This is a genomic window from Streptomyces sp. NPDC005266 (assembly GCF_040607655.1).
Classification (GTDB): domain Bacteria; phylum Actinomycetota; class Actinomycetes; order Streptomycetales; family Streptomycetaceae; genus Streptomyces.
Genome location: NZ_JBEXHC010000014.1, coordinates 130,876 through 155,945 on the forward strand (window position 1 = coordinate 130,876; position 25,070 = coordinate 155,945).

The window sequence follows — 25,070 nt, forward strand, 5'->3', positions numbered from 1 at the left end:
GCGACGTCCGCGAGCACCTTGGACCCCAACTCGCCGTCGACCAGCCGGTGGTCGAAGGAGAGCGCCAGGGTGGTCACCTGACGCGGCTTGACCTCGCCCTTGTGGACCCACGGCTGGAGCTTGACGGCGCCGAGGGCGAGGATCGCGGACTCCCCGGGGTTGAGGATCGGGGTGCCTGTGTCGACGCCGAAGACGCCGACGTTGGTGATGGTCACCGTGCCGCCGGACATCGCCGCCGGGCTGGTCTTGCCCTCACGGGCGGTGGAGACCAGCTCGCCCAGGGCGGCGGCCAGTTCCGGCAGGGTCTTGGCGTCCGCGTCCTTGATGTTCGGGACGATCAGACCGCGCGGGGTTGCCGCCGCGATCCCCAGGTTGACGTAGTCCTTGTAGACGATCTCCTGGTTGTCCTCGTCCCAGGTCGCGTTGATGTCCGGGTTGCGCTTGATGGCCACCAGCAGCGCCTTGGCGACCAGCAGCAGCGGGTTCACCCGCAGCCCGGCCATGTCCGGGTCCTGCTTGAGGTCGGCGACCAGCTTCATGGTCCGCGTGATGTCGACCGTCACGAACTCGGTCACATGCGGGGCCGTGAAGGCACTGCCGACCATCGCCTGCGCGGTGGCCTTCCGGACGCCCTTGACGGGCACCCGGCGCTCCCGGGCGGCGGACGGGGCCGTGGGGGCCACGGGGGCCGCGGTGGGTGCCTCGGCCACCGGCGCGACGGCCTCGGCCGCCGCGTGCACGTCCTCGCGGGTGATGATCCCGTCCGGGCCGCTCGGGGCGACCGTCTCCAGATCCACGCCCAGATCCTTGGCGAGCTTGCGGACCGGGGGCTTGGCCAGCGGGCGGGCGGCCCGAGCCTGACCGGCGTGGCCGTTCAGCTCGGGGCCGGGCTCCGGTCGCGCCGGGGCGGGCTCCGGTCGCGCCGGGGCGGGCTCCGGTCGCGCCGGGGCGGGCTCCGGTCGCGCGGACTCGGCGGCCGGGGCGGCGGCCTCGGGGGGCTGCCCGCCCGGGACCGGCTTGCGCGGGCGGCGCTTGGTGGAGGAGGGCGCCGCGCCGTAGCCGACCAGGTTGGCCTGGCGGCCCTCCTGCTGCTTGGCGGGCTCGAGCCCGGCGACGGGCCCGGCGGCGGCCTCGGGGGCGGGCGCGGGCGCCTCGCCCGCGCCCGGCTGGGTGTCCACCGAGATGATCACGGTGCCCACGTCCACGGTCTCGCCCTCGCCGAAGCGCAGCTCGTGCACCACCCCGTTGAACGGGATGGGCAGCTCGACGGCGGCCTTGGCGGTCTCGACCTCGCACACCACCTGGCCGTCGGTCACGGTGTCACCCGGCGCCACGAACCACTTGAGGATCTCGGCCTCGGTCAGTCCCTCGCCCACGTCGGGCATCTTGAACTCACGGAAGCGCTGCTCGACTGCGGTCATCGTCACGATCTCCTCAAAGCCCTTCAGTACGCCAACGCACGGTCTACGGCGTCGAGCACCCGGTCAAGCCCCGGAAGGTACTCATCCTCCAGCCGCGACGGCGGATACGGCGCGTGAAAGCCGCCGACCCGCAACACCGGAGCCTCAAGGTGATAGAAGCACCTCTCGGTGATGCGTGCGGCGATCTCCGCTCCAGTGCCCAGAAAGACCGGCGCCTCGTGCACGACGACCAGCCGGCCCGTCCGCTCGACGGACCGCTGCACGGTGTCGAAGTCGATCGGCGACATCGACCGCAGATCCACGACCTCGATCGACTTGCCCTCTTCCTCGGCCGCCGCGGCGGCGTCCAGACAGACCTTCACCATCGGGCCGTAGGCGGCCAGCGTGAGGTCCGTCCCCGGCCGCGCCACCCGGGCGGCGTGCAGGGGGCCCGGGATCGCCGAGGTGTCGACCTCGGACTTGTCGTGGTAACGGCGCTTGGGCTCGAAGTAGATGACCGGGTCGTCGCTGCCGATGGCCTGCTGGAGCATCCAGTAGGCGTCGGAGGCGTTGGACGGCGAGATCACCTTCAGGCCCGCCACATGGGCGAACAGCGCCTCGGGCGACTCGCTGTGGTGCTCGACCGCGCCGATGCCGCCGCCGTACGGGATACGGATGACGACCGGCATCTTGACCTTGCCCAGCGAGCGTGCGTGCATCTTGGCGAGCTGGGTGACGATCTGGTCGTAGGCGGGGAAGACGAAACCGTCGAACTGGATCTCCACCACCGGGCGGTAGCCGCGCAGCGCCAGCCCGATCGCGGTGCCGACAATGCCGGACTCGGCGAGCGGGGTGTCGATGACCCGGTCCTCGCCGAAGTCCTTCTGCAGCCCGTCGGTGACCCGGAAGACGCCTCCGAGCTTGCCGACGTCCTCGCCCATGATGAGGACCTTGGGGTCGTTCTCGAGCGCCGTGCGCAGCGACGCGTTGATCGCCTTGGAGAGCGACATCTTCTCGGCGGCCATGTCAGATGCCTTCCTCGGAGACGAACGAAGCCTGGTAGGCGGCGAACTGAGCCCGCTCCTCGTCGACGAGCGCGTGCCCGTCGGCGTAGGTGTGCTCGAACATCGCCATGTCGTCGGGGTCGGGCATGGCGCGTACCGCCTCCCGCACCCGCTTGGCGAGCGCGTCGCTCTCCTCCTCCAGGCCGGCGAAGTACGCGTCGTCGGCCAGTCCCTCGTTGGTCAGCAGGGTGCGCAGCCGCAGGATCGGGTCCTTGGTCTCCCACAGCTCGCGCTCCTCGGACGACCGGTAGCGGGTGGGGTCGTCGGAGGTGGTGTGGGCGCCCATCCGGTAGGTGAACGCCTCGATGAGCATGGGGCCCTGGCCGGTGCGCGCCCGCTCCAGTGCCGCCTTGGTGACCGCGAGGCAGGCGAGCACGTCATTGCCGTCGACCCGCACGCCCGGGAAGCCGAAGCCCTGGGCCCGCTGGTAGAGCGGCACCCGGGTCTGGCGCTCGGTGGGCTCGGAAATGGCCCACTGGTTGTTCTGGCAGAAGAAGACCACCGGGGCGTTGTAGACCGCGGAGAAGGTGAAGGATTCGGCGACATCGCCCTGGCTGGAGGCGCCGTCCCCGAAGTAGGCCAGCACCGCGGCGTCCGCGCCGTCCTTGGCGATGCCCATCGCGTAGCCGGTCGCGTGCAGCGTCTGCGAGCCGATGACGATGGTGTAGAGGTGGAAGTTGTTGCTGTTGGGATCCCAGCCGCCGTGGTTCACCCCGCGGAACATCCCCAGCAGATTGGTCGGGTCCACCCCCCGGCACCAGGCCACACCGTGCTCGCGGTAGGTGGGGAAGACGTAGTCGGAGTCATGGAGCGCCCGGCCGGAGCCGATCTGTGCCGCCTCCTGGCCCAGCAGCGAGGCCCACAGGCCCAGCTCGCCCTGGCGCTGCAGGGTGGTCGCCTCGGCGTCGAACCGCCGTGTCAGCACCATGTCCCGGTACAGGCCACGCAGCTCGTCGGGGGTCAGGTCGATGGAGTAGTCGGGGTGCTCGACCCGCTCGCCCTCGGGGGTCAGCAGTTGTACGAGCTCGGGGCGATCCGCCGACTGCTTCTTGGCGTTCCGCGCGCTCGTGGTGCGCTTGGCTCCGCTGCTGCGGCGCGGCTTGCGCGCGGCAGTGCTCTCCACGGTCACGTGTGCTCCTCCGTCTGTCCGGCCCCCGGGATCCGCCGGCGGCCAGTTGCGGCTCGCCCGTACGACACCGGCGCACGGGGTGGGTGCGCCGAAGCCCGACCGGGCGTGACAGGTTTCCCGGCGGCTGGCCCTGCAAAAGGCACGTTACCCAGTGCGTCGCATCTCTGCGAAACCCCACTTGACCTGCAATTTTGCTTGGATTTCCAAGTAAATCGCGCTGATGGGGATACATCCACTGGTCACAGCCCCGCAGGCCGCCGGACAAGCGCACGTTATCCCGCGGGACAAAGGCACGGGAAGACGTCGTGTGTGAGACTGGATCCGTGCGGGAAGAAGGAAAAATCAGGATTTTCCTGCTCGACGACCATGAAGTCGTACGACGCGGCGTGCGCGACCTGCTGGCCGGCGAGCCGGACATGGAGGTGGTCGGCGAGGCGGGCACCGCGGCCGAGGCGCTGGCCCGGATCACCGCCACCCGCCCCGATGTCGCCGTGCTCGACATCCGGCTGCCCGACCGCAGCGGCGTCGAGGTCTGCCGGGAGATCCGCTCGCGCGACGAGAACATCCACTGCATGATGCTGACCTCCTTCGCCGACGACGAGGCGCTCTTCGACGCGATCATGGCAGGCGCCTCCGGTTATGTCCTCAAGGACATCCGCGGCAGCGAACTGCTGGCCGCCGTGCGGGACGTGGCCGCCGGCCGGTCACTGCTCGACCAGGCGGCCACCGCCCGGGTGCTGGAGCGGCTGCGCGGTGGCGCGACCGCCAAGCCCGACGACCGGCTGGCCGCCCTCACCGAGCAGGAGCGGCGGATCCTGCTGCTGATCGGGGAGGGGCTGACCAACCGGGCGATCGGCGAGCGGCTGCATCTCGCCGAGAAGACGATCAAGAACTATGTCTCCAGCCTCCTCTCCAAGCTGGGTATGGAGCGCCGCTCGCAGGCCGCGGCCTATGTCGCCCGGATGCAGGCCGAGAAGCACTGAGCGCATAGCACCGACCCACCCCCCGCGTCACACCGCGCCCGGCCGGTGATCCCCGGTGATCTAACATCTGGCAAGTGCCGCGCTCACATGTCCACCTCGCCGAGGCCGCTCCCGACGGGGAAACCCTGAGCGCCCTGCTCCGCCGCTACGACAGCGCCGGTGAGGCGGTGTCCTGCGAGCCGCTCACCCAGGGGCTGCTCAACCGCGGCTACCACCTCGCCACCACCCGCGGCCGGTTCTTCCTCAAACACCACCTCGACGGCGACCGCACCGCCATCGCCCGCCAGCACCGGGTGACGCAGCGGCTGGGCGCGCTCGGCGTGCCGGTCGCCCCACCCGTCCCCGACGCCCACGGCCGCACGGTCGCGGTCATCGGCGGCCGCTGCTACGCCCTGCACCCGTGGATCGACGGGCGGCACCGCGACGGCGGTGAGCTGACCGCCCCCCAGTGCTGGCGGCTCGGCGGGCTGCTCGGGGTCGTGCACACCTGTCTGGAGCAGGTCATGCGGGCCCGTACGAGCGACCGGCAGCCGCCCGGGGCGGCGGCCGACCCCGAGGACACCTTCGCCGTCATCGACGAGTTGCTCACGATCGTCCGGGCCCACCGGCCGCGGGACACCTTCGACGAACTCGCCGAGCACCGCCTGGTCGAGCGGCGCGCGTTAGTGGAGCGGCACGCGCACCGCCGCCCGGAGGCCGACGCCGTGCCGGCGACCGGCTGGGTCCACGGCGACTTCCACCCACTGAATCTGCTCTACCGCGATACGGAACCGGCCGCCATCGTCGACTGGGACCGGCTGGGGGTGCAGCCGCGCGCCGAGGAGGCGGTACGGGCCGCCGCGATCTTCTTCGTACGCCCCGGGGGCACCCTGGAGCTCACCAAGGTGCGGTCCTACGCGCGGGCGTACCGCTGCACGGCGGGCGCCGGGAGCGCCGAGATGGCCGCGGCCGTGCACCGGGTGTGGTGGGAGCGGCTCAATGACTTCTGGATGCTGCGCTGGCGCTACCAGCGCGGGGACCGGCGCGCCGATCACCAGTTCCCGGCGGCCGCCGCGCTGGTGGTGTGGTGGACGCGCGAGTACGAAGCGGTCCGCGACGCCTTCTGCGGCTGACGGGCGCGAGCCCGGCAGCCGCAGCCGGTGGCTGGTGCGGGTCAGGGGGTGAGGCCGCCGTCGGTGGGGTCGGTGGCCGGCGCGGAAGGGGTCCCGCCGCCCGGCGTCGTCTGCTCGCCCGTCGGCTCGTCGGTCGGCTCGTCGGTGGGCTCGCCCGTCGGCTCGGTGGGCTCGTCCGTCGGCCGGTCCGTCGGCTGATCCGTGGGGTACTGGTTGTCGTACGAGGGCGACGGCTCGGAGCTCGGCGTGTACGGGCCGTCTCCGCCCGTGTCCCCGGAGGTGTCCTGGTCGGACGGGGTCGGCTCCGACGTCTCCTTGCTCGGCTTGTCGCTCGGCTCGGAGGTCTTGTGCTCCTTCGAGGTCGACGTCGGCGACTTGCCCGGGTCCTTGTTGTCGCTCTTCTGGCCGGCGTGCAGCGCGAACGCGACTCCGGCCACCACGGCCACCACGGCGAGCGCCGCGATGAGCCACAGCTTGCCCCGGCCGCGCCGGCGGCCGCCGGAGCCGTCGCCGTAACCGCCGTCATAGCCGCCGTCGTCGCCCCCGCGGCTGGGGATGATCGCCTGCTGGGAGGTATCGCCGTGGCCCGGGTGCGGCATCGCGCTCGTACCGGCCACGCCGGCCATGCCCATGCCCATGGCCGGCGTGGAGCCGCCCAGGTGCTGGGTGACCGGGCCGGTGTTCCACACACCGGTGTGGCCGCCCGCCTCCTGCAGCATCTGCAGGGCGTACTGCACCAGCCCGCGCATCTCCTCCGCGCTCTGGAACCGGTCGTCCGGGTCCTTGGCGAGCGAGCGCATGACCAGGCCGTCCAGCTCCGGCGGGACCGTGCCGCCGGAGATCTCGGACGGGGGCACCGGGGTGTCCTGAACGTGCTGGTAGACGACCGAGAGCGGGGTCTCACCGGTGAACGGCGGGCGCAGCGCCAGCAGTTCGTACAGCAGACAGCCGGTGGCGTACAGGTCGGAGCGGTGGTCCACCGCCTTGCCGAGGGCCTGCTCGGGGGAGAGGTACTGCGGGGTGCCCATGACCATGCCGGTCTGGGTCATCGTGGACTGCGCGCCGTGCAGGGCGCGGGCGATGCCGAAGTCCATCACCTTGACGGCGCCGCTGTGGGTGATGATCACGTTCGCGGGCTTGATGTCACGGTGCACGATGCCGTGCTGATGGCTGTAGGCGAGCGCCTCCAGCACCCCCGAGACGATGATCAGCGCCTGCTCGGGCGGCGGGGCCTCGGCATTGAGCAGCAGATCGCGGATCGTCCGGCCCTCGACCAGCTCCATGACGATGTACGGGACGGTGTTCGGGCCGACGACGTCCTCGCCGGAGTCGTAGACCGCCACGACCGCGTGGTGGTTGAGCCCGGCGACGGACTGTGCCTCGCGGGTGAAGCGGGCCTTGGACACGGGGTCCTCGGCCAAATCGGCGCGGAGCAGCTTCACCGCGACCGTCCGGCCGAGCCGGAGGTCCTCGGCGGCGAACACCTCCGCCATGCCTCCACGGCCGAGGCGGCCGGTAAGGCGATATCGCCCATCACCGACAAGCCCACCGTTACCCCACGCATCTGGCGAGTCCGACATTCCGGACCCACTGGCGTCAGGTTCGGAGGGCCCCTGGGCGCTCTGGGTCTGTGCCATCGGTCCTCGCCGTCTCGTTCTAGGTGGGGGTCTGGTGATCGCCCCGCCCGCGGGCGGTACGGTTCCTACTGGGCACGCTACAGCCTTCGCGCCGCGCATCGGTTGGTGATGGACCGGCCATCAAACCCGCTGACGGTGAAGTGATGCAAATCGCGTGATGGGTTCTTGCGCATCCGGTCACGGAACGGGCACGCGGCTTGACGTGTCCGTGGCCTGGGGCAGACTTGGCCACGATATCCAGATCTCAAGATCAATGCGTCGAAACGTGCGCGTCAGAACAGTGAGTGCGCCGAGGGGGAAGTACGAAATGAGCCAGCACGGCGCACCGGGCCGGTACCAGGGCCAATCCCTGGCCGGCGGCCGCTACCAACTGCGCGACCTGCTCGGTGAAGGCGGCATGGCCTCCGTGCACCTGGCCTACGACTCCGTGCTGGACCGTCAGGTCGCCGTCAAGACGCTGCACACGGAGCTGGGACGCGAGCAGTCCTTCCGCGAGCGCTTCCGCCGCGAGGCCCAGTCTGTTGCGAAGCTCACGCACACCAACATCGTCTCGGTATTCGATACGGGCGAGGACACCGTAGACGGCTCGCTCATGCCGTACATCGTCATGGAGTACGTCGAGGGGCAGCCGCTTCGTTCCGTTCTGGACGCCGATGTCCGGCAATACGGTGCCATGCCCACCGAAAAGGCACTGAAAATCACCGGCGATGTGCTGGCCGCGCTGGAAATCAGCCATGAGATGGGGCTGGTTCACCGCGATATCAAGCCCGGCAACGTGATGATGACCAAGCGTAATGTGGTCAAAGTCATGGACTTCGGCATCGCCCGCGCCATGCAGTCCGGGGTCACCTCCATGACCCAGACCGGGATGGTCGTCGGCACCCCGCAGTACCTCTCCCCCGAACAGGCGCTCGGCCGCGGCGTCGACGCGCGCAGCGACCTCTACTCCGTCGGCATCATGCTCTTCGAGCTGCTGACCGGCCGGCTGCCCTTCGACGCCGACTCCCCGCTCGCCATCGCGTACGCGCACGTCCAGGAGGAGCCGGTCGCGCCCTCCTCCATCAACCAGTCCATCCCCCCGGCGGTGGACGCGCTGGTCGCCCGTGCGCTGAAGAAGAACCCGAACGAGCGCTTCCCCACCGCCGAGGCCATGCGCGACGAATGCGCGCGGGTGACCCGGACCGGCCAGACCGGCGCCTCCCCGATCATCATCAGCGGTGGCCCCCCGGCCCGCAGCGGCTCCGGCGTCGGCTCGGCGGTCTTCCCGCCCATCGACCAGCAGACGCCCACCCCGGGCCCCGGCAGCGTCCAGACCCCGTACCAGCCGCAGCAGCCCGCCCCGGGCCAGTACGGCGCCTTCGGCCCGTCCACCCCGCCGCCGACCGGCCAGCCGGGCTACCACACCCCGGCCCCGTCGTACCCGGGCGGCCCCAGCACCCCGCCGCCCTACAACGTCGCGCCCAGCCCGGCTCCGGTGCCCGCGGGCGGCGGCGGCAACAGCAACAAGCGCGTGATCATAGGCTCGGCCGTCGTCGCGGCGGTCGCGGTCCTCGCCGTGGTCCTGGTCGTCGCCCTCAGCGGCGGCGGCGGTTCGAAGGACAACGAGAGCAAGGGGACCGGCGGCGACAAGAAGACCTCGGCCTCACCGTCCGCGACCGCCTCGGGCTTCCGCATGGGCGACAAGACGAAGACGATCGAGACCGAGAAGTGCACCGACGCCTACGAGGGCGACGATAAGGGCACCTACTCCGTGCCCGACTTCCAGAACCTCTACATCGACTCGGTCAAGAAGTGCATCCGGGCGGCGGGCTGGAAGTACCGCGTCGTGCCCGAGGACGAGAATCTGTGGGGCAAGGGCACCGTCCTCAATTACACGTACCGGAACTACGAGCCGTACAACCCCGACACGGACACCATCGAGCTGACCGTCTCCACCGGCAACCCGGGGTAAGCCCCGTACGCTCACCGCGTGATGGGCAGCCTCACAGCGTGGTGAAGCCGGTCCGCCAGCTTGCGTGGACCGGCCGCCAACCCAGGCGGCGGGCCCGGGTGTTGTCGGCTCCCCGCTCCCAGCCTTCCCGCCCGGCGCCGGGCCCCTCGACGGGCGCGGGCGCGGGGGCGCCCACGGCGGCGGCGAAGGCGGGCAGCCACTCGCGGGCGGGCGCCGGCTCGTCATCGACCACATTCACCGCTCCGCTCGGCCAGCCCAGCGCGGCGACGGCCGCGAGGGCGGCGTCCTCGACATGGACGAACGAGCTGACCGCGTCCCCCGGCACCGCCCCGCCGACGAGCGCCGCCCCCGGATCGTCCGTGGCCCGGCCGCGCAGTACGGCGTCCAGCGCCCCGCCGCGCGCATGCCAGGTCCCCGGCCCGTAGAACGTCCCGTAGCGCAGCACGACATGCGCCTCGACCCCGGCGACCGCCTCCTCCAGCGCCCGCAGACTGCCGACCATCGCCGCGCGTGGCTGCGGCGCCCCCACATCCAGCGCGGTGGTCTCGTCTGCCGGGGCGGCACCGGGCTCATAGGCCCAGGCGATGGACTGGGCGACGATGCGCCGGACCCCGGCGCGGTGGGCGGCGTCGACCAGATGGCGGGTGCCCTCCCTGCGGATCCGCCCGTTCTCGTCCCCCCGCCCGCCCGCCAGGGCGGTCAGCTGGTGGACGACGGCGTCCGGGGCGGCGTCCGCGACCGCGCGGTGCACGCCGGCGGCGTCGAAGGCATCGACCCCCACGGCCGACGCGCCCTGCGCGCGCAGCCGCTCAGCGCCCTCGGGGGTGCGAGCGGCCCCGGTGACCTGGTGCCCCGCCGCGACGAGAAGCGGAACGAGGCGACGGCCGATGACGCCGGTGGCACCGGCGACATAGATGCGCATGACGGTGGCTCTCTCTGCTGCGGGCTCTGCTGCGGGCCCTGCGGCGGGATCTGCTGCGGGGCATCGATCACCGTCAGCCTGGGAACCGGGCGACCCCCTGTCATGGGCCGGTGCCGGGCCCGGATCATGGGCCACTGGGCCCGGTCGGCCTGCGAAAACAGTCCGGCGGGCCGCCTCCGGGTTTCCCGGACGCGGCCCGCCGAACAGGGACAGGCAGGCGCGTCGAGCGCTAAGCGGATGCGGTGAAGTTCGCCGCTGATCCCTCGCCGTTCGGCCTGGCCGAGGGCTTGGACACCGAGAAGGATCAGCACGTGACTTCGCCGTAACCACTTAGAGGTACGGACCCGAGCGGGCGTCGCCCTTGGGCCCCGCCACCTCGCCCTCTTCACCCAGGCCGACGCCCGGCGGCAGCGCCCGGCGCATCTGCTCCAGCTGGGCGCGCGCCGCCATCTGCTGGGCGAACAGGGTCGTCTGAATGCCGTGGAACAGGCCCTCGAGCCAGCCGACCAACTGGGCCTGCGCGATACGCAGCTCCGCCTCGGTCGGAACCGCCTCGTCCGTGAAGGGCAGCGACAGCCGCTCCAGCTCCCCGATCAGCTCGGGCGCGAGCCCGTCCTCCAGCTCCTTCACCGAGCTGGAGTGGATCTCCTTGAGCCGGACCCGGCTGGCCTCGTCGAGAGGTGCCGCGCGGACTTCCTCCAGAAGCTGCTTGATCATGCTGCCGATCCGCATGACCTTCGCCGGCTGTTCGACCATGTCCGTCACGGGAACCTCGCGCGACTCGTCGTCACCGCTGCCCTCGCCAGGAATGGCACCGCCCAGTGCCATGCCGTCCGGACCGACGACCAGGACGTGCGGGCTCTCCTGCGCTCGTTCGTTCATCGGCTGGTTCATACCCCCATTGTTCCGTACGGGCACCTCGTACGGCGGGTGAGGGGGCATGCCGATCGGCGCGATCTCAGCGACGGCGCAGCCGCAGCCCCAAAAACGCCAGGCCGAGCCCCAGTCCGGTGAGCGCGAGACCGGTGCCCAGCGGCAGCACCCGCATCGCCCGGTCGCTGGGTCCGGTGCCGGTCCGCTGCGAGCCGTACACCTGTTCGGATCGGGGCAGCCGCTGCGCCTGCTGCCGATCCGGCTTCCCGGGGACGGGGAGGGAGGACGGCGTCCAGCCGGGTATCAGCGGCAGCCGTCCCGCCCCCTCGTCCTGGTCGTGCCCCCCGCCGGGCGGGTCGTCGTCCGACGGCGAGGGGCTGGGCGTATCGGCACGGCCGGGGTGCGCACGGCCCTCCCCCGCGCGGGTGCCCGCCAGACCGCCGTCGTCCGCGTGGTCGCCGGGCCCGGCCAGCAGCGCGGGACCCACCAGCAGGGCGGTGGCGGGCAGTGTGCGGAGTGCGGGGTTCACGGTCGTCACCCTCCCGGGCCGAACCACGTCTGACGCGCTCAGCGTCACACGCCGGTACGTACCGGGCATTCCGGGCGCGTCCTTTCGGACCGGTCAGCCCGCCCACACGACGCCCGGGCTCAGACCGTCAGCAGGATCTTCCCCACATGCCCGCTGGACTCGAGCCGCCGGTGCGCTTCGGCCGCCTCCCGCATAGGAAACGTCCGGTCCACGATCGGACGGACCCGCCCACTGGCGATCAGCGGCCAGACATGCTCCCGTACCGCCGCCACGATCGCCGCCTTCTGCTTGAGCGAGCGGCCCCGCAGCCCGGTGGCCATCACGGCGCAGTTCTTGGACAGCAGCGTGGCGAGGTTCAGCTCGGCCTTCGCACCGCCCTGCAGACCGATGATCACCAGCCGTCCGTTGACGGCGAGCGCGTCCACGTTCCGGGCCAGGTACTTGGCACCGATGATGTCCAGGATGACGTCCGCGCCCGCGCCGTCCGTGGCCCGGCGGACCTCCTCCACGAAGTCCTGCTCGCGGTAGTCGATCAGAACGTCGGCCCCCAGCTCACGGCAGGCCGCCAGCTTCTCCGGCCCCCCGGCGGTCACCGCCACCCGCGCCCCGACCGCCTTCGCGAGCTGGATCGCCATGGTGCCGATACCGCTCGACCCGCCATGCGCCAACAGCGTCTCGCCCGGCCGCAGATGGGCGATCATAAAGACGTTCGACCATACGGTCGCCGTCACCTCGGGCAGCGCGGCGGCCGCCACCAGGTCCACGCCCTCGGGGACCGGCAGCAACTGCCCCGACGGCACCACCACCTTCTCCGCGTACCCGCCGCCCGACAGCAGCGCGCACACCTCGTCGCCCACCGCCCAGCCGGTCACGCCGGGCCCCAGCGCCGCGATCCGGCCCGAGCACTCCAGACCGGGGTAGGGCGGCGCGCCGGGCGGCGGCGGATAGACGCCCTGACGCTGCAGCACATCGGCGCGGTTCACGCCGGCGGCCACCACGTCGACCAGGACCTCCCCCTCTCCGGGCACGGGATCGGGGACCTCGGCCCACTGAAGCGCTTCGGGGCCGCCGGGTTCGGGAATCGTGATCGCATGCATGGGCGCGAGGCTACTCCTGGACCATCGGTGCGCGAACGATCGTGATCAGCCGGTCGGCCGCCTGCAGCGGGCTCGCGTCCGGATCGTCGTACGCCAGCAGCCGATGGCCGCGCAACACGGACACCACCAGATCGTCCGTCTCCCGCACCGACTTGCCCACCTCCGACTTCACCACCGTGCGCTCCACCAGATCCAGCCCGGTGCCCTGCTGGATCAGATCCTCGATCACCGCGCCCGCCGTCGGACTCTGCACGCTCATGCCCAGCAGCCGGCCGGCCGCGCTCGCGCTCGTGATCACCGCGTCGGCCCCCGACTGGCGCAGCAGCGGCGCGTTCTCCTCCTCGCGCACCGCCGCCACGATATTCGCCCCCCGGTTGAGCTGGCGGGCCGTCAGCGTCACCAGAACGGCGGTGTCATCGCGCTGCGTCGCGATCACGAACTGACGCGCACGCTGCGCCTCCGCCCGCAACAGCACATCGCTGCGCGTGGCATCCCCGACCACGCCCGCGAACCCCTCCGCGTTCGCCGCCTCGATCACCTTGTGATTCGGGTCGACCACCACCACCCTCTCCTTGGGCAGGCCCGTCGCGCACAGCGTCTGCACCGCCGACCGCCCCTTCGTACCGAACCCGATGACGACGGTGTGATCGCGCAAGGCGGACCTCCAGCGGTTCAAGCGGTACTGCTCGCGGGTGCGCTCGGCGAGGACCTCGAGGGTGGTCCCGACCAGGATGATCAGAAAGATCACGCGCAACGGCGTGACCAGGGCGATGTTGCTGAGCCGCGCACTGTCGCTGTACGGGACGATGTCCCCGTAGCCCGTCGTCGACAGTGTGACGGTCGAGTAGTACACCGAGTCGAGGAAATCGACCTCGCCATCGGAATTGTCGTGGTAGCCGGAGCGGTCCATGTAGACGATCAGGACCGTCAGCACCAGCACCAACAGCGCCAGCACCAGTCGGCGAGCCACCTGCCACAGCGGCCCCGCCCGAAAATGCGGCAGATGAACGCGGTGGCTGGTGTCCTCGGGGGCACGAGCCGCCGCGTCATGACTGGGCAGCTTCACGCGGGCCCCTCCAGATGGGATATGCCGTCACCGTCTCCCGCGCCCGCGCAGCCCGGCACCTCGCCCCCGCGGCTCACCCCGCCGCCCGACCAGGGCAGATCCAGCACCTCCACCTCGACGCCCCGCACCGCCCCGCCCGGCGGAATCACCGCCAGGCCATCGGCCACCGCGATACCGCGCAGCATCGCCGGACCACTGAAGCGCAACGGAAGCGCCTCGTCCTGCCGGAAGACCACCGGAACGAGACGGGTGTCATGCGGATGCCCATGCACCGGCTCCGCCAGCGGAGCGGGCCACGACACGGGCGCCGGGCGCGCCGTCAACGTCCTGATCAGCGGCTCCGCCAGAGTCAGCAGCCCCGACACGGCCGCCAGCGGATTGCCCGGCAGACCGACCAGATGCCTCCCCGGCCCCAGGCGCGCCAGCAGCATCGGATGACCGGGGCGGACCTCCACCCCGTCCACCAGCGGCTCCGCGCCCAGGCGGCGCAAGGTCGGGTGCACATGGTCCACCGGCCCCGACGCCGTGCCACCCGTCGTCACCACCACATCCGCCGACGACTCGGCCACCGCCGCGTACACCGCGTCGGCCTCGTCCGCCAGCCGCCGCGTCCCCACCACCTCCGCCCCGAGCGCCCGCAGCCACGGGCCCAGCATCGGCCCCAGCGCATCCCGGATCCGGCCGTCGTGCGGCAGCCCCTCGTGCAGCAGCTCATCGCCGAGCACGAACACCTCCACCCGCGGCCTGCGCACCGTCGCCAGCTCGTCATACCCGGCGGCCGCGGCCAGCCCCAGCACGGCCGGGGTGACCAGAGTCCCGGCCGGAAGCAGCTGATCGCCACTGCGGCACTCCTGACCGCGGTTCCGGATGTCCTGGCCGAGGACGACGGGATGCGCGGCATCCGCGTACAACCAGCCGTCGCCCCTGTCCGTCCCGTACTCGCTGCGCAGCACGGCCGTGACGCCCGGTGGAACGCGGGCGCCGGTCGCGATACGCACCGCGTGCCCGTCCGGCAGCGGGGGCGCTCCGTCGTGACCGGCCAGAATGCCGTGCCCGCCGCCGTCCTCGGCGGCGGGCAGCCGCCAGGGCCCGGGCCCGGCCAGGGCCCAGCCGTCCATGGCGGAGGTGTCGAACGGCGGCAGATCGGTGAGCGCGGCAAGGGGCGCGGCGAGCACATGCCCGAGCGCCTCCGGAAGAGGCCGCGGTACGGGCGCGGCGTGCGCGGCCTCCTTGACGGCGGCGCGGGCGGCGATGGCGCGGGCGTCGGGCCAGGTGGTCGCGGCGGGTGCGCCTTGGGTGCGTTTCGGGTGCGGATGCGCGTGCGGGTGCGAGTGCCCGGGGGTGCGCTGTCCGTGGGTGCCTGGGTGCGGGTGCGGGTGCGGGTGCGGGGCCTGCGGGCCGGGAGGCATGGACCGCATATTTACGGCGCCGTCGGCCGGAGGCGCTGAGTCGCCCGGAGATTGGCGCCACATATACACGTCAGCGTCCAGGCCCCCCGTCCCCGCACCCCCGCCCCTTCCCGTCACGTCGGCGGCACCCGGCCCGGTGGCCCGATCCCCGGTTCGGCCGTCCGGTTCCGCGTGGCGAGGGCCCCGGCCGGAGGCCAGATCCAGGGCGGGGTCGGCCCAATCTTCTTCGGCGGTCACCGAGCGGCGTTCCGGCGAGGAAGGGGACTCGCGGTGGGCGCGCTCGTTGGCCAGCGCCAACGCCTCATCGACCTCGCGGTCGAGCGCGTCGGCGTCCCTGGGGTCCCGGTGCGTCATCCGGCCGACTGCTCCGGCGTCTCGTCCTCGGCGGCCCAACGAGCGGCCAGCGCGGCGGCCTTGGCGGTCGCGTCCGCCAGCACCTCCGGGCCGCCGCCCCGCTGGGCCGCGGCATAGCCGACGAGGAAGGTGGTCAGCGGGGCAGCGGGCCTGGTGACACCGTGCGCGGCGTCCCGGGCGAGGTCGAGGAGTGCGGTGGTGTCGACGTCGAGGTCGATACCGAGCTCCGCCTTGACTGCGGCAATCCATTCGTCCAACACGCTTCCATGCTCCCTGATCCGCGTACGAGCTGTGGTGATGTCCTCCCAGGTGTCGCAGTCGAACGACGCACTGGGGTGATGGAGCCGGCCGAGGGTCAGCTCCGCGGTGAGCAGCCGAAGCGGCAGCCCGCCGAGACCGCCGTGCTCGGTGGCGAGAAGGGCGATCTCCCGCCGCAGCGGCTCGGCGCGGTAGGCGGCGACGAGGGGCTGCTCACGACCGTCGGAGTCGGTGAGCACGACCCCCTCGGCCTCACCCAGGCCGGTGAGGAGAGCGTGGAGGGTCTCCTCGGTGAGGAAGGGCAGATCTGCGGAGAGCACGAGAAGAACGGGAGCGGTGGTGTGCCGTACGCCCGCGGCGACGGCCGCGACGGGCCCCCCGCCGGGCGGCTCCTCCCGCGCCCACCGCACGGGCCGCACGGTGGGCCTGCGCGGCCCGACGACAACGGTCTCCCCGGCACCGCGGCAGGCACCCAGCACCCGATCGAGCAAGGCCCGCCCGCCCACCCGCAACGCGGGCTTGTCCACCCCACCGAGCCGCCGAGCGGCGCCCCCGGCCAGGATCACAGCGTCATACGCACCTTGAGTCACCCCACGAGTATGGCCCCCGCCGCCCCGGAGGCCCCGCACCCGCACCCAGGCACCCACGGACAGCGCACCCCCGGGCACCCGCACCCGCACGCGCCCCCGCACCCGAAACGCACCCCCGGCGCCCCACACCCACCCGCACCCGCTACAGCCCTCGCAACAACACCGCCGGCCGCTCCACACAGTCGGCCACGTACCGCAAGAACCCCCCAGCCGTCCCCCCGTCGCACACCCGGTGGTCGAACGTGAACGACAGCTGCACCACCTGCCGCACCGCCAGCTCCCCCTCCCACACCCACGGCTTCGGGGCGATCCGCCCGACCCCGAGCATGGCCGCCTCGGGGTGGTTGATGATCGGGGTCGAGCCGTCGACCCCGAAGACCCCGTAGTTGTTCAGCGTGAACGTGCCCCCGGTCAGCTCCGCAGGCGCAAGCGACCCCATCCGGGCGGCCTCGGTCAGCCGGGCCATCTCCTCGGAGAGCCCCTCAACGCTACGGGCGTGCGCGTCGCGCACAACCGGCACGACCAGCCCCCGCTCCGTCTGCGCGGCGAACCCCAGATGGACATTGGAGAGCCGCACGATCTCACGGCTGTCCATGTCCACGGTGGAGTTGAGCTCGGGGTACCGCGCAAGGGCGGCGGTGCAGATGCGGGCCAGCAGGGCGAGGAGGGACACCTTGGGGCCACCGGCGGCGTTCATCGCCGCACGTGCGGCGAGCAGCTCGGTCGCGTCGGCGTCCACCCAGCACGTGGCGTCGGGGATCTCCCGCCGGCTGCGCGCGAGCTTGTCGGCGACCAGGCCCCGCACCCCGCGCAGCGGAACCCGCTTCTCACCGGCCCCGCCACCCGCACGGCCCGCGCTCCCGTTGGAGCCGACCCCCACAACAACAGGCGGCGCAACAACGGAGCCCACACGCGCGGACCCCACGGCACGCTCGACATCCGCCCGCACGATCAGCCCCTCGGGCCCGGAACCGGTCAGCTCACGCAGATCGACACCGTGCTCTCGGGCCAGCCGCCGCACCAGGGGTGAGATCACGGGGATGGGCCCGGCGGGGGACTTGGTCACCGCGCGGGACGGCGAAGGGCGAACGCGCCGACGACGCGCGGCAGGTGCCGTGGTCCCGTAGCCGACCAGCACGTTCCCGGATGCCCCGTCAGTGGAGGAGGCGGCGCCATCGGCGGAGGAGGCGGCGGGGCCGGAGGAGACAGCCGCCCGAGACCCTCCGCCCTCGTCGGACGATTCGGCTTCCTCCGCCAGCGCAACCGTGATCAGCGGCGCCCCCACCGGCAGCTCCGTGCCCTCCTCGCCGAAGCGGGCGGTCACCACCCCGCCGTAGGGGCAGGGCACCTCCACCATGGCCTTGGCGGTCTCGACCTCCACCACCGGCTGGTCGACGGCGACGATATCGCCGACTTGGACGAGCCACCGGACGATCTCGGCCTCGGTGAGCCCCTCACCCAGATCGGGCAGCGTGAACTCCCGCACGACAGCCATCAGACCGCGCTCCCCTCGGTCCACTCCGACTCCCACTGGAGCCGGGCGACTGCGTCGAGCACCCGGTCGACACCCGGCAGATGGTGCCGTTCGAGCATGGGCGGCGGATAGGGGATGTCGAATCCGGCGACCCGCAGTACCGGGGCCTCCAGGTGGTGGAAGCAGCGCTCGGTGATCCGGGCGGCGATCTCGCCGCCGGGTCCGCCGAAGCCGGTGGCCTCGTGGACGACGACCGCGCGGCCGGTGCGGCGCACGGAGGCGCAGACCGTGTCGTCGTCGAAGGGGACGAGCGAGCGCAGGTCGACGACCTCGAGGTCCCAGCCGTCGGCCTCGGCGGCCTCGGCGGCTTCGAGGCAGACGGGGACGGAGGGTCCGTAGGAGATGAGGGTGGCGCTCCGGCCGCCGGAACCGCTTCCGGCCGATCGCCGTACGAGGGCGCGCCCGATGGGCGGGACCTCCTCCGGCCGGTCGGCCGACCAGTCGGCCCTGGACCAGTAGAGCCGCTTGGGTTCGAGGAAGACGACGGGGTCGTCGGAGGCGATGGCGGCGCGCAGCAGCCCGTAGGCGTCGGCGACGGTCGCGGGGGTGACGACATGGAGGCCGGGGGTGGCCATGTAGTAGATCTCGGAGGAGTCGCTGTGGTGCTCGACGCCGCCGATGCCGCCTCCGAACGGCACCCGCACGGTGATGGGCAGCGGCATCGCGCCGCGCGTGCGGTTGCGCATGCGCGAGACATGGCTGATGAGCTGCTCGAAGGACGGGTAGGCGAAGGCGTCGAACTGCATCTCGACGATGGGCCGCAGCCCGTACATGGCCATGCCGACGGCGGTGCCGAGGATGCCCGCCTCCGCGAGGGGCGTGTCCGTGCAGCGGTCGTCGCCGAACTTCTCGGCGAGCCCGTCGGTGATCCGGAAGACGCCGCCGAGGGTGCCGACGTCCTCGCCGAGGACGTGGACGGACGGATCGGCGGCCATGGCGTCGTGCAGCGCCCGGCCGAGGGCCTGGGCCATGGTGGCGGGCTTGCGGGCGGTGCCGGTCCCGGCGGTTGCGGCGGTGGTCATCATTCCCCCTTGCTCGTCATTCACCGATGCCGGGCCCGCCGGAGCCGGTCTCGGCCTCGGCCTCGAGCTCCGCGCGCAAGAAGGCCGCCTGCTCGCGCAGTTGGCCGGTCTTGTCGGCGTAGACGTGCTCGAAGAGTTCCATGGGGTCGATGACCGGGTCCTGGTTCATGCGGTCTCGCAGGTCGGCGGCGAGCCGCTCCGCGGCGTCGCGCGCGGCCAGGGCGTGCTCCTCGTCGAGGAGATGGCGCTCCCGCATGGCCTCCTCCAGGAGGGCGATGGGGTCGTGGGCCCGCCATGCCTCGACCTCGGACTCGGAGCGGTAGCGGGTGGCGTCGTCGGCGTTGGTGTGAGCGTCGATGCGGTAGGTGACGGCTTCGACGAGGGTGGGGCCGCCGCCGGCGCGCGCCCGGCCCACGGCCTCGTCGAGGACCTGGTGCACGGCGGGCGCGTCATTGCCGTCGACGAGGCGGCCGGGCATGCCATAGCCGACCGCCTTGTGGGCGAGGGAGGGAGCGGCGGTCTGCTTGGAGAGGGGCACGGAGATCGCGAAGCCGTTGTTCTGGACCAGGAAGACGACCGGGGCGTTGAGGACGGCGGCGAAGTTGAGGGCCTCGTGGAAGTCGCCTTCGCTGGTGCCGCCGTCGCCGACGAGGGCGATGGCGACGACGTCGTCACCCTTCAGCCGCGCGGCGTGGGCGAGGCCGACAGCGTGCGGCAGCTGGGTGGCGAGCGGGGTGCACAGGGGGGCGACGCGGTGGATGTGGGGGTCGTATCCCGAGTGCCAGTCGCCACGCAGCAGCGTGAGGGCCTGGACGGGGTCGAGCCCGCGGACGACGGCGGCCAGGGTGTCGCGGTAGCTGGGGAAGAGCCAGTCCTGGTCCTGGAGCACCAGGCCGGCGGCGACCTGGCAGGCCTCCTGCCCGGTGGAGGAGGGGTAGACGGCCAGCCGGCCCTGCCGGGTGAGGGCGGTGGCCTGGGTGTTGTAGCGGCGGCCGCGCACCAGCTCGCGGTGGAGCCGGGTCAGCAGGCCGGGTGGGATGTCGGCGGCAGCGGCGGTGCCCAGCAGGCGGTACGGCTCCGCGCCGGGCAGCAGCGGCGCCGCATCGGCTCGGGGCTGCCAGGCGGGCGGGGGAGCGGGCCGGTAGCCACCGGGCTGCTCTAGGACCGTCATGACGCGACCTCCAGGCGGGCAGACAGCTGGAAGGGGGGCGGGCGCGCCGGGCGGCGCCCCCTCTCCCTACCGATTGTTCGGTCGCTCACGCATTTTGGCTACAGGGGACCCAAGCCTGTGGACAAACGGTTCTGCACAGCATGAGATGAAGACAGGTCGTCCACCAAGGGGAGGCGTAGCGCCATGCAGGGCGAACAGATGGCCAATCCGGACGGCAGGCCACCCGCGCGCGAGCTGGACTCGATCGACCGCGACATCCTGCGTCTGCTCCAGACGGACGGCCGCGCCTCCATACGCTCCGTGGCCGACCAGGTACATGTCTCACGGGCCAATGCCTACGCCCGGATCAACCGGCTCATCGACGACGGTGTGATCCGCGGCTTCAGCGCCCGCGTGGACCAGGAGCGGGCCGGACAGGGAGCGTCCGCGTACATCACGCTGAAGATCGTCCAGAACTCCTGGCGCACCGTCCGCGACCAGCTCAAAGCGCTTCCCGGCGCGGCGCACATCGCCTTGGTCAGCGGGGACTTCGACGTGCTGCTGCTGGTGCACACCGAGGACAACCGCTCGCTGCGCGAGCTGGTCCTCACCCGGATCCAGGCCATTCCGGAGGTGCTGAGCACCCGGACGCTGCTGGTCTTCGAGGAGACGGAGCTCGATACGGAGCGATAGCCGGGCCCGGGGCCGGGGCGGCCCTAAGCGGATGCGGTGAAGTTCGCCGCTGATCCCTCGCCGTTCGGCCTGGCCGAGGGACACCGCCCACGACCCACCCGAACCTGCCTGACAACCCCTGCCCATCCCGCCCGCTAGGGCCCGACCGGAAGCGAACTGTGGAAAAGCTGGGCAAACCAGCGGCTACCACCTGCCCATCCCCAACGACCGACCCAAAACCGGCTCGGAAGCCCATCAGAAGATCACTTCAAACCGCCACCGGTGGATCAAGGCTTAGGGGGTGCCCCCGCCCGGCGGGCGCAGGCCCGCGAAGGCCGTCCGCACCACGGCGTCGGCCACCTCGTCGGAGGTCGCGGACCCGCCACGGCCCGGGCGGTACCACTCCACAATGGAGTTGATCATGCCGAAGAGCAGCCGGGTGGCCAGCCGGGCGTCCACATCGGCGCGCAGGTCGCCGTCGGCGGCCGCCTGCTTGAGCAGCTCGGCGACCTCGTGGTCGAACTCCCGCCGCCGCTCCATGGCCCAGCGCTCGGTGTCGGTGTTGCCCCGGACGCGCAGCAGCAAGGTGACGTAGGGCAACTCAGCCACCAGGACCTCGACGGTGCGCCGGGCCACGTACTCCAGTCGTTCGACGGCCCGGCCTTCGTTCGCGGCGGGTTCCTCAAGGACGGCGAACAACTCGTCCAGGGCGCGGCTGAGAGCCAGCCGGAGCAGCTCTTCCTTGCCCTTCACATGGTGATAGATGGACGACTTGGAGATGCCGGCGGCATGGGAGAGATGCTCCATCGAAGTGCCGTCGTAGCCGCGCTCGTTGAACACCTTCACGGCAACCGCGAGCAGCGATTCAGGGGTATAGGTGTCGCGCTTGGCCATGGTCATGATTAGAGCAGCTTTTCTTCGGCGGCGGCACGCCGCATCAGGGCCTGGGAGGGTGCGTAGCGGCCGGTCGGCCAGGCCTCATGGAGGTTCCTCAGGGTGTCGCGCACCCAGGAGGCGCCGAGGTCGCGTCCCCACCGCAGCGGGCCGCGCGGGTAGCTCACCCCGGAGCGCATGGCGGTGTCGATGTCGTCAGGGCTCGCCACGCCCCGGGCGACGGCGTCCTCGGCGAAGTCCACGAGCATGGCGACCGTACGTGCCACGATCATGCCGGGGAGGTCCGGGACGACGCTGACCCGCTTCCCCAGCGCCTGGAAGAGGCCGATCGCGGACCGTACGGACTCCGGGGCGGCGGTCCCGGAGGGCGCGAGGGCGACGCGGGCGGCGGTCCGGTAGTCCAGCGCCAGATCGAAGCGGATACAGCGGGCGTTGGGGTCCGCGCCGGCGGGCGAACCGTCGGTCAGGGAGAGCCGGGTGCCGTCCGGCAGGGCGAGATATCCCCCGGCGCGGCCCTCGGGTCCCGGCGCTTCGACGGGTTCGCGGATCAGCGTGATGCCCGCCTCGGCGATGAGCTCGGCGAGCACGTCGGCGGGCCCGAGATGACCGCGGAGTGCGACTTTCTCGGGGGCCTCGCACGGCTCGGCCGTGTGCGGGGCGGGGCGCTCGGCGTCCTCGGCGTAGTCGAACCATCCGTGGCCCGCCTTGCGCCCGTGCCGTCCGGAGGCGACGAGCTGCCGCTGGGCGAGAGACGGGGTGAATTTCGGATCGTGGAACAGCGCTTCCCACACGGAGCGGGTGACGGCCTCATTGACGTCCTGGCCGATCAGGTCGGTCAGCTCGAAGGGGCCCATCCTGAAGCCGCCGGACTCGCGCAGCACGGCATCGACGGTGGCCGGGTCGGCTCCGCCCTCCTCACGGATCCGGAAGGCTTCGGCGTAGAAGGGGCGGGCGATGCGGTTGACGATGAATCCGGGGCTGTCGGCGCAGCGCACCGGGGTCTTCCCCCAGGCGGCGACGGTGTCGTACGCACGGTCGGCGGCGGCCTCGTCCGTGAGGGAGCCCCGGACGACCTCGACCAGCGGCAGCAGCGGTGCCGGGTTGAAGAAGTGCAGACCCACGAGGCGGCCGGGATGGCGCAGGGCGCCCGCGACGGCCGTGACGGAGAGGGAAGAGGTGTTGGTGGCCAGCAGACAGCGCTCGGAGACGACGGATTCGAGGGCGGTGAACAGCTGCTGTTTCGCGCCGAGTTCCTCCAGGATCGCCTCGATGACCAGCTCCGCGTCGGCCAGGTCGGCGAGACCGGCGACGGGGGCGAGCCGGCCGAGGGCCGCGTCGCGGTCGGCGGCCGGGAGGCTGCCCTTGGCGACCAGCCGGCCGAGGCGGTCGGCGATGGCGTCCGCGGCGCGGGCGGCCCGGCCGGGCGCGGCGTCGTAGAGCCGCACGGGGTGGCCGGCGACCAGCGCCACCTGGGCGATTCCCTGCCCCATGGTGCCGGTGCCGATGACGGCCACGGTGCCGGTACGCGCCGGGCCCCGGTCGGTCTCAGTCATGCCGCTCATCCTCTCGGACGAAGTTGTCCACAGGTTCGCCAGGCCCTCTTGTCCCGACCGATCGTTCGGTTAATCTAACTCTGTCGGCCCTTCCCAGCCCAGCCCCAGCTCGACGAGGAGTTGGTCAGTCGTGACCACGGCACTCACCACAGCGCAGTTGACCGAGACGCACCGCCCCACCCTCGACCAGGCCCTGGAGGCTATCCGTACCCGGGCGTACTGGTCCCCGCACCCGGAGCACCCGAAGGCCTACGGCGGCGACGAGCGGGCCGGGCGCGCGAGCCTCGGCATCGCCGAGGGCCAAACCGCGTTCGAGGCGCTGCGCGGCAAGCGCCTCGATCTCGACCAGCCGGGCACCGACGGCTGGACGGGCTCAGAGGTCTCGCCGTACGGCATCGAGATGGGCATGGAGTATCCCCACCCCGATATCGATGTGCTCCTCGCGGCGATGCGGGCGGGGATGCCCGGCTGGCGGAATGCCGGGCCCGAGGCGCGGGCCATGGTGTGCCTGGAGATCCTGGCCCGGATCAGCGCCCGCTCGCACGAGTTCGCCCAGGCCGTGATGCACACGAGCGGGCAGGCGTACATGATGGCCTTCCAGGCGGGCGGCCCGCACGCACAGGACCGCGGCCTGGAGGCGGTGGCGTATGCGTTCGCCGAGCAGACCCGCACCCCGGGCGCCGCGGACTGGTCCAAGCCCCAGGGCAAGCGCGATCCGCTGCGGCTGCACAAGACGTTCACGGCCGTCCCGCGCGGTATCGCGCTGCTGATCGGCTGCAACACCTTCCCGACCTGGAACGGGTATCCCGGGCTCTTCGCCTCGCTCGCCACCGGCAATCCGGTGCTGGTCAAGCCGCATCCGCAGGCCGTGCTGCCGCTCGCGCTGACCGTCCAGGTCGCGCGGGAGGTGCTCGTGGAGGCGGGCTTCGACCCCAACCTGGTGGCGCTCGCCGCCGAGCGGCCGGACGAGGGGATCGCCAAGGTCCTCGCCGTGCGCCCCGAGATCCGCATCATCGACTACACGGGCTCGACCGCCTTCGGCGACTGGCTGGAGACCCACGCCCGCCAGGCCCAGGTCTTCACGGAGAAGGCCGGGGTCAACACGGTCGTGATCGACTCCACCGACGACTACCAGGGCATGCTGGCCAATCTGTCCTTCTCCCTGTCCCTGTACAGCGGCCAGATGTGCACCACCCCGCAGAATCTGCTGATCCCCCGTGACGGCATCACCACGGACGCCGGCCCGAAGTCGTACGACGAGGTGGTGGCCGATCTGGCGGCGGCGGTCGACGGGCTGCTCGGCGACGATGTGCGGGCGGGCGCGCTGCTGGGCGCCATCGTGGGCCCGAGGGTGAAGGAGCGCCTGGAGGCCGCGCCGGGGCTCGGCGGGGTCGCCCTCGCCTCCCGCGCGGTGACCCACCCCGACTTCCCGGGCGCCACGGTCCGCACGCCGCTGATCGTGAAGGCGGACGGCGCCCGGAAGTTCTGGGAGGGGGCCGACGCGGACGCGCCGTATCTCGCCGAGTGCTTCGGCCCGGTGTCCTTCGCCGTCGCCGTCGACTCCGCGGCGGACGCGGTCGGGCTGCTGCGCCGGACCACCCGGGACAAGGGCGCGATGACGGTCGGCGCGTACACCACCTCGCCGGAGGTGGAGCGGCTGATCGAGGATGCGTGTCTGGAGGAGTGCGCCCAGCTGTCGCTCAATCTGACCGGCGGGGTCTATGTGAACCAGACCGCGGCCTTCTCCGACTTCCATGGTTCGGGCGGGAATCCGTCGGCCAATGCGGCGCTGTGTGACGGCGCGTTCGTGGCGAGCCGCTTCCGGATGATCGAGATCCGGCGCCCCGCCCCGTAACGGATCGGGCCCGAAG

Annotated in this window: 21 protein-coding genes; 5 read left to right on the forward strand and 16 right to left on the reverse strand. The window is 72.0% G+C overall.

Annotated features, from left to right (window positions below):
* The 3 genes from ABZU99_RS23645 to pdhA (ABZU99_RS23655) form a co-directional block, all read right to left on the reverse strand.
* Positions 1-1,421, reverse strand: a 1,421-nt coding sequence (locus ABZU99_RS23645; RefSeq protein ID WP_356227975.1) for a dihydrolipoamide acetyltransferase family protein, incomplete at its 3' end; no start/stop codon positions are given.
* A gap of 23 nt (positions 1,422-1,444) precedes the next feature.
* A complete protein-coding gene (locus ABZU99_RS23650; protein ID WP_355942636.1) occupies positions 1,445-2,425 on the reverse strand; it encodes an alpha-ketoacid dehydrogenase subunit beta in 981 nt (326 codons plus the stop codon).
* A gap of 1 nt (position 2,426) precedes the next feature.
* Complete coding sequence (gene pdhA / locus ABZU99_RS23655; RefSeq protein WP_355942639.1) at positions 2,427-3,593, reverse strand: pyruvate dehydrogenase (acetyl-transferring) E1 component subunit alpha; 1,167 nt, start codon at positions 3,591-3,593, stop codon at positions 2,427-2,429.
* Positions 3,594-3,916: 323 nt separating this feature from the next.
* On the opposite strand from pdhA (ABZU99_RS23655), the gene ABZU99_RS23660 reads away from it, so the two are divergent.
* Entirely contained in the window at positions 3,917-4,576 is a 660-nt protein-coding gene (locus ABZU99_RS23660; protein WP_356045988.1) for a response regulator transcription factor, read from the forward strand.
* A 74-nt stretch (positions 4,577-4,650) separates the two neighbouring features.
* Positions 4,651-5,688 (forward strand): phosphotransferase, encoded by a 1,038-nt coding sequence (locus tag ABZU99_RS23665; protein ID WP_355942645.1) that lies wholly within the window; start codon positions 4,651-4,653, stop codon positions 5,686-5,688.
* A 41-nt stretch (positions 5,689-5,729) separates the two neighbouring features.
* Here the strand turns inward: ABZU99_RS23665 and ABZU99_RS23670 are convergent, their stop codons facing one another.
* Entirely contained in the window at positions 5,730-7,325 is a 1,596-nt protein-coding gene (locus tag ABZU99_RS23670) for a protein kinase (RefSeq protein ID WP_356045990.1), read from the reverse strand.
* A 307-nt stretch (positions 7,326-7,632) separates the two neighbouring features.
* Here ABZU99_RS23670 and ABZU99_RS23675 point away from each other — a divergent pair, with 307 nt between their 5' ends.
* Positions 7,633-9,276 carry a protein kinase gene (locus ABZU99_RS23675; protein WP_355942651.1) on the forward strand — a complete coding sequence of 548 codons (1,644 nt, stop codon included), beginning with the start codon at positions 7,633-7,635 and terminating at the stop codon, positions 9,274-9,276.
* Positions 9,277-9,307: 31 nt separating this feature from the next.
* Here the strand turns inward: ABZU99_RS23675 and ABZU99_RS23680 are convergent, their stop codons facing one another.
* The 10 genes from ABZU99_RS23680 to pdhA (ABZU99_RS23725) form a co-directional block, all read right to left on the reverse strand.
* Positions 9,308-10,198 carry an NAD(P)-dependent oxidoreductase gene (locus tag ABZU99_RS23680; protein WP_356045993.1) on the reverse strand — a complete coding sequence of 297 codons (891 nt, stop codon included), beginning with the start codon at positions 10,196-10,198 and terminating at the stop codon, positions 9,308-9,310.
* 330 nt (positions 10,199-10,528) lie between these two features.
* Positions 10,529-11,092 carry a bacterial proteasome activator family protein gene (locus ABZU99_RS23685; RefSeq protein WP_355942657.1) on the reverse strand — a complete coding sequence of 188 codons (564 nt, stop codon included), beginning with the start codon at positions 11,090-11,092 and terminating at the stop codon, positions 10,529-10,531.
* 64 nt (positions 11,093-11,156) lie between these two features.
* Positions 11,157-11,600 carry a hypothetical protein gene (locus ABZU99_RS23690; RefSeq protein ID WP_356045995.1) on the reverse strand — a complete coding sequence of 148 codons (444 nt, stop codon included), beginning with the start codon at positions 11,598-11,600 and terminating at the stop codon, positions 11,157-11,159.
* Between the two features lie 119 nt (positions 11,601-11,719).
* The gene (locus ABZU99_RS23695) at positions 11,720-12,697 is read right to left on the reverse strand and encodes an NAD(P)H-quinone oxidoreductase (protein WP_355942661.1); all 978 of its coding nucleotides are present in this window, start codon (positions 12,695-12,697) and stop codon (positions 11,720-11,722) included.
* A 10-nt stretch (positions 12,698-12,707) separates the two neighbouring features.
* Positions 12,708-13,763 (reverse strand): potassium channel family protein, encoded by a 1,056-nt coding sequence (locus tag ABZU99_RS23700; RefSeq protein WP_355942663.1) that lies wholly within the window; start codon positions 13,761-13,763, stop codon positions 12,708-12,710.
* Positions 13,760-15,526, reverse strand: coding sequence for a molybdopterin molybdotransferase MoeA (locus ABZU99_RS23705; RefSeq protein ID WP_356045997.1), 1,767 nt, complete (start codon positions 15,524-15,526; stop codon positions 13,760-13,762). The genes ABZU99_RS23700 and ABZU99_RS23705 overlap by 4 nt, the downstream gene beginning before the upstream one ends.
* Positions 15,523-16,374 carry an NTP transferase domain-containing protein gene (locus tag ABZU99_RS23710; RefSeq protein WP_355942667.1) on the reverse strand — a complete coding sequence of 284 codons (852 nt, stop codon included), beginning with the start codon at positions 16,372-16,374 and terminating at the stop codon, positions 15,523-15,525. Before ABZU99_RS23710 ends, ABZU99_RS23705 begins: the two co-directional genes overlap by 4 nt.
* 142 nt (positions 16,375-16,516) lie before the next feature.
* Positions 16,517-17,869 (reverse strand): dihydrolipoamide acetyltransferase family protein, encoded by a 1,353-nt coding sequence (locus tag ABZU99_RS23715; RefSeq protein WP_356045999.1) that lies wholly within the window; start codon positions 17,867-17,869, stop codon positions 16,517-16,519.
* On the reverse strand, positions 17,869-18,930 hold the full coding sequence (locus tag ABZU99_RS23720) for an alpha-ketoacid dehydrogenase subunit beta (RefSeq protein ID WP_355942674.1): 1,062 nt from the start codon (positions 18,928-18,930) through the stop codon (positions 17,869-17,871). The genes ABZU99_RS23715 and ABZU99_RS23720 overlap by 1 nt, the downstream gene beginning before the upstream one ends.
* A 16-nt stretch (positions 18,931-18,946) precedes the next feature.
* Positions 18,947-20,101 carry a pyruvate dehydrogenase (acetyl-transferring) E1 component subunit alpha gene (gene pdhA, locus ABZU99_RS23725; RefSeq protein ID WP_356046002.1) on the reverse strand — a complete coding sequence of 385 codons (1,155 nt, stop codon included), beginning with the start codon at positions 20,099-20,101 and terminating at the stop codon, positions 18,947-18,949.
* Between the two features lie 183 nt (positions 20,102-20,284).
* Here pdhA (ABZU99_RS23725) and ABZU99_RS23730 point away from each other — a divergent pair, with 183 nt between their 5' ends.
* The gene (locus ABZU99_RS23730) at positions 20,285-20,773 is read left to right on the forward strand and encodes an Lrp/AsnC family transcriptional regulator (RefSeq protein ID WP_355942679.1); all 489 of its coding nucleotides are present in this window, start codon (positions 20,285-20,287) and stop codon (positions 20,771-20,773) included.
* A 273-nt stretch (positions 20,774-21,046) separates the two neighbouring features.
* On the opposite strand, the gene ABZU99_RS23735 is transcribed toward ABZU99_RS23730, so the two are convergent.
* Positions 21,047-21,652, reverse strand: coding sequence for a TetR/AcrR family transcriptional regulator (locus ABZU99_RS23735; RefSeq protein ID WP_355942681.1), 606 nt, complete (start codon positions 21,650-21,652; stop codon positions 21,047-21,049).
* A 2-nt stretch (positions 21,653-21,654) separates the two neighbouring features.
* The gene (locus ABZU99_RS23740) at positions 21,655-23,199 is read right to left on the reverse strand and encodes a 3-hydroxyacyl-CoA dehydrogenase (RefSeq protein ID WP_356046005.1); all 1,545 of its coding nucleotides are present in this window, start codon (positions 23,197-23,199) and stop codon (positions 21,655-21,657) included.
* 130 nt (positions 23,200-23,329) lie between these two features.
* Here ABZU99_RS23740 and paaN point away from each other — a divergent pair, with 130 nt between their 5' ends.
* Positions 23,330-25,054 (forward strand): phenylacetic acid degradation protein PaaN, encoded by a 1,725-nt coding sequence (gene paaN / locus ABZU99_RS23745; RefSeq protein ID WP_356046007.1) that lies wholly within the window; start codon positions 23,330-23,332, stop codon positions 25,052-25,054.
* The last annotated feature ends 16 nt before the right edge of the window (positions 25,055-25,070 follow it).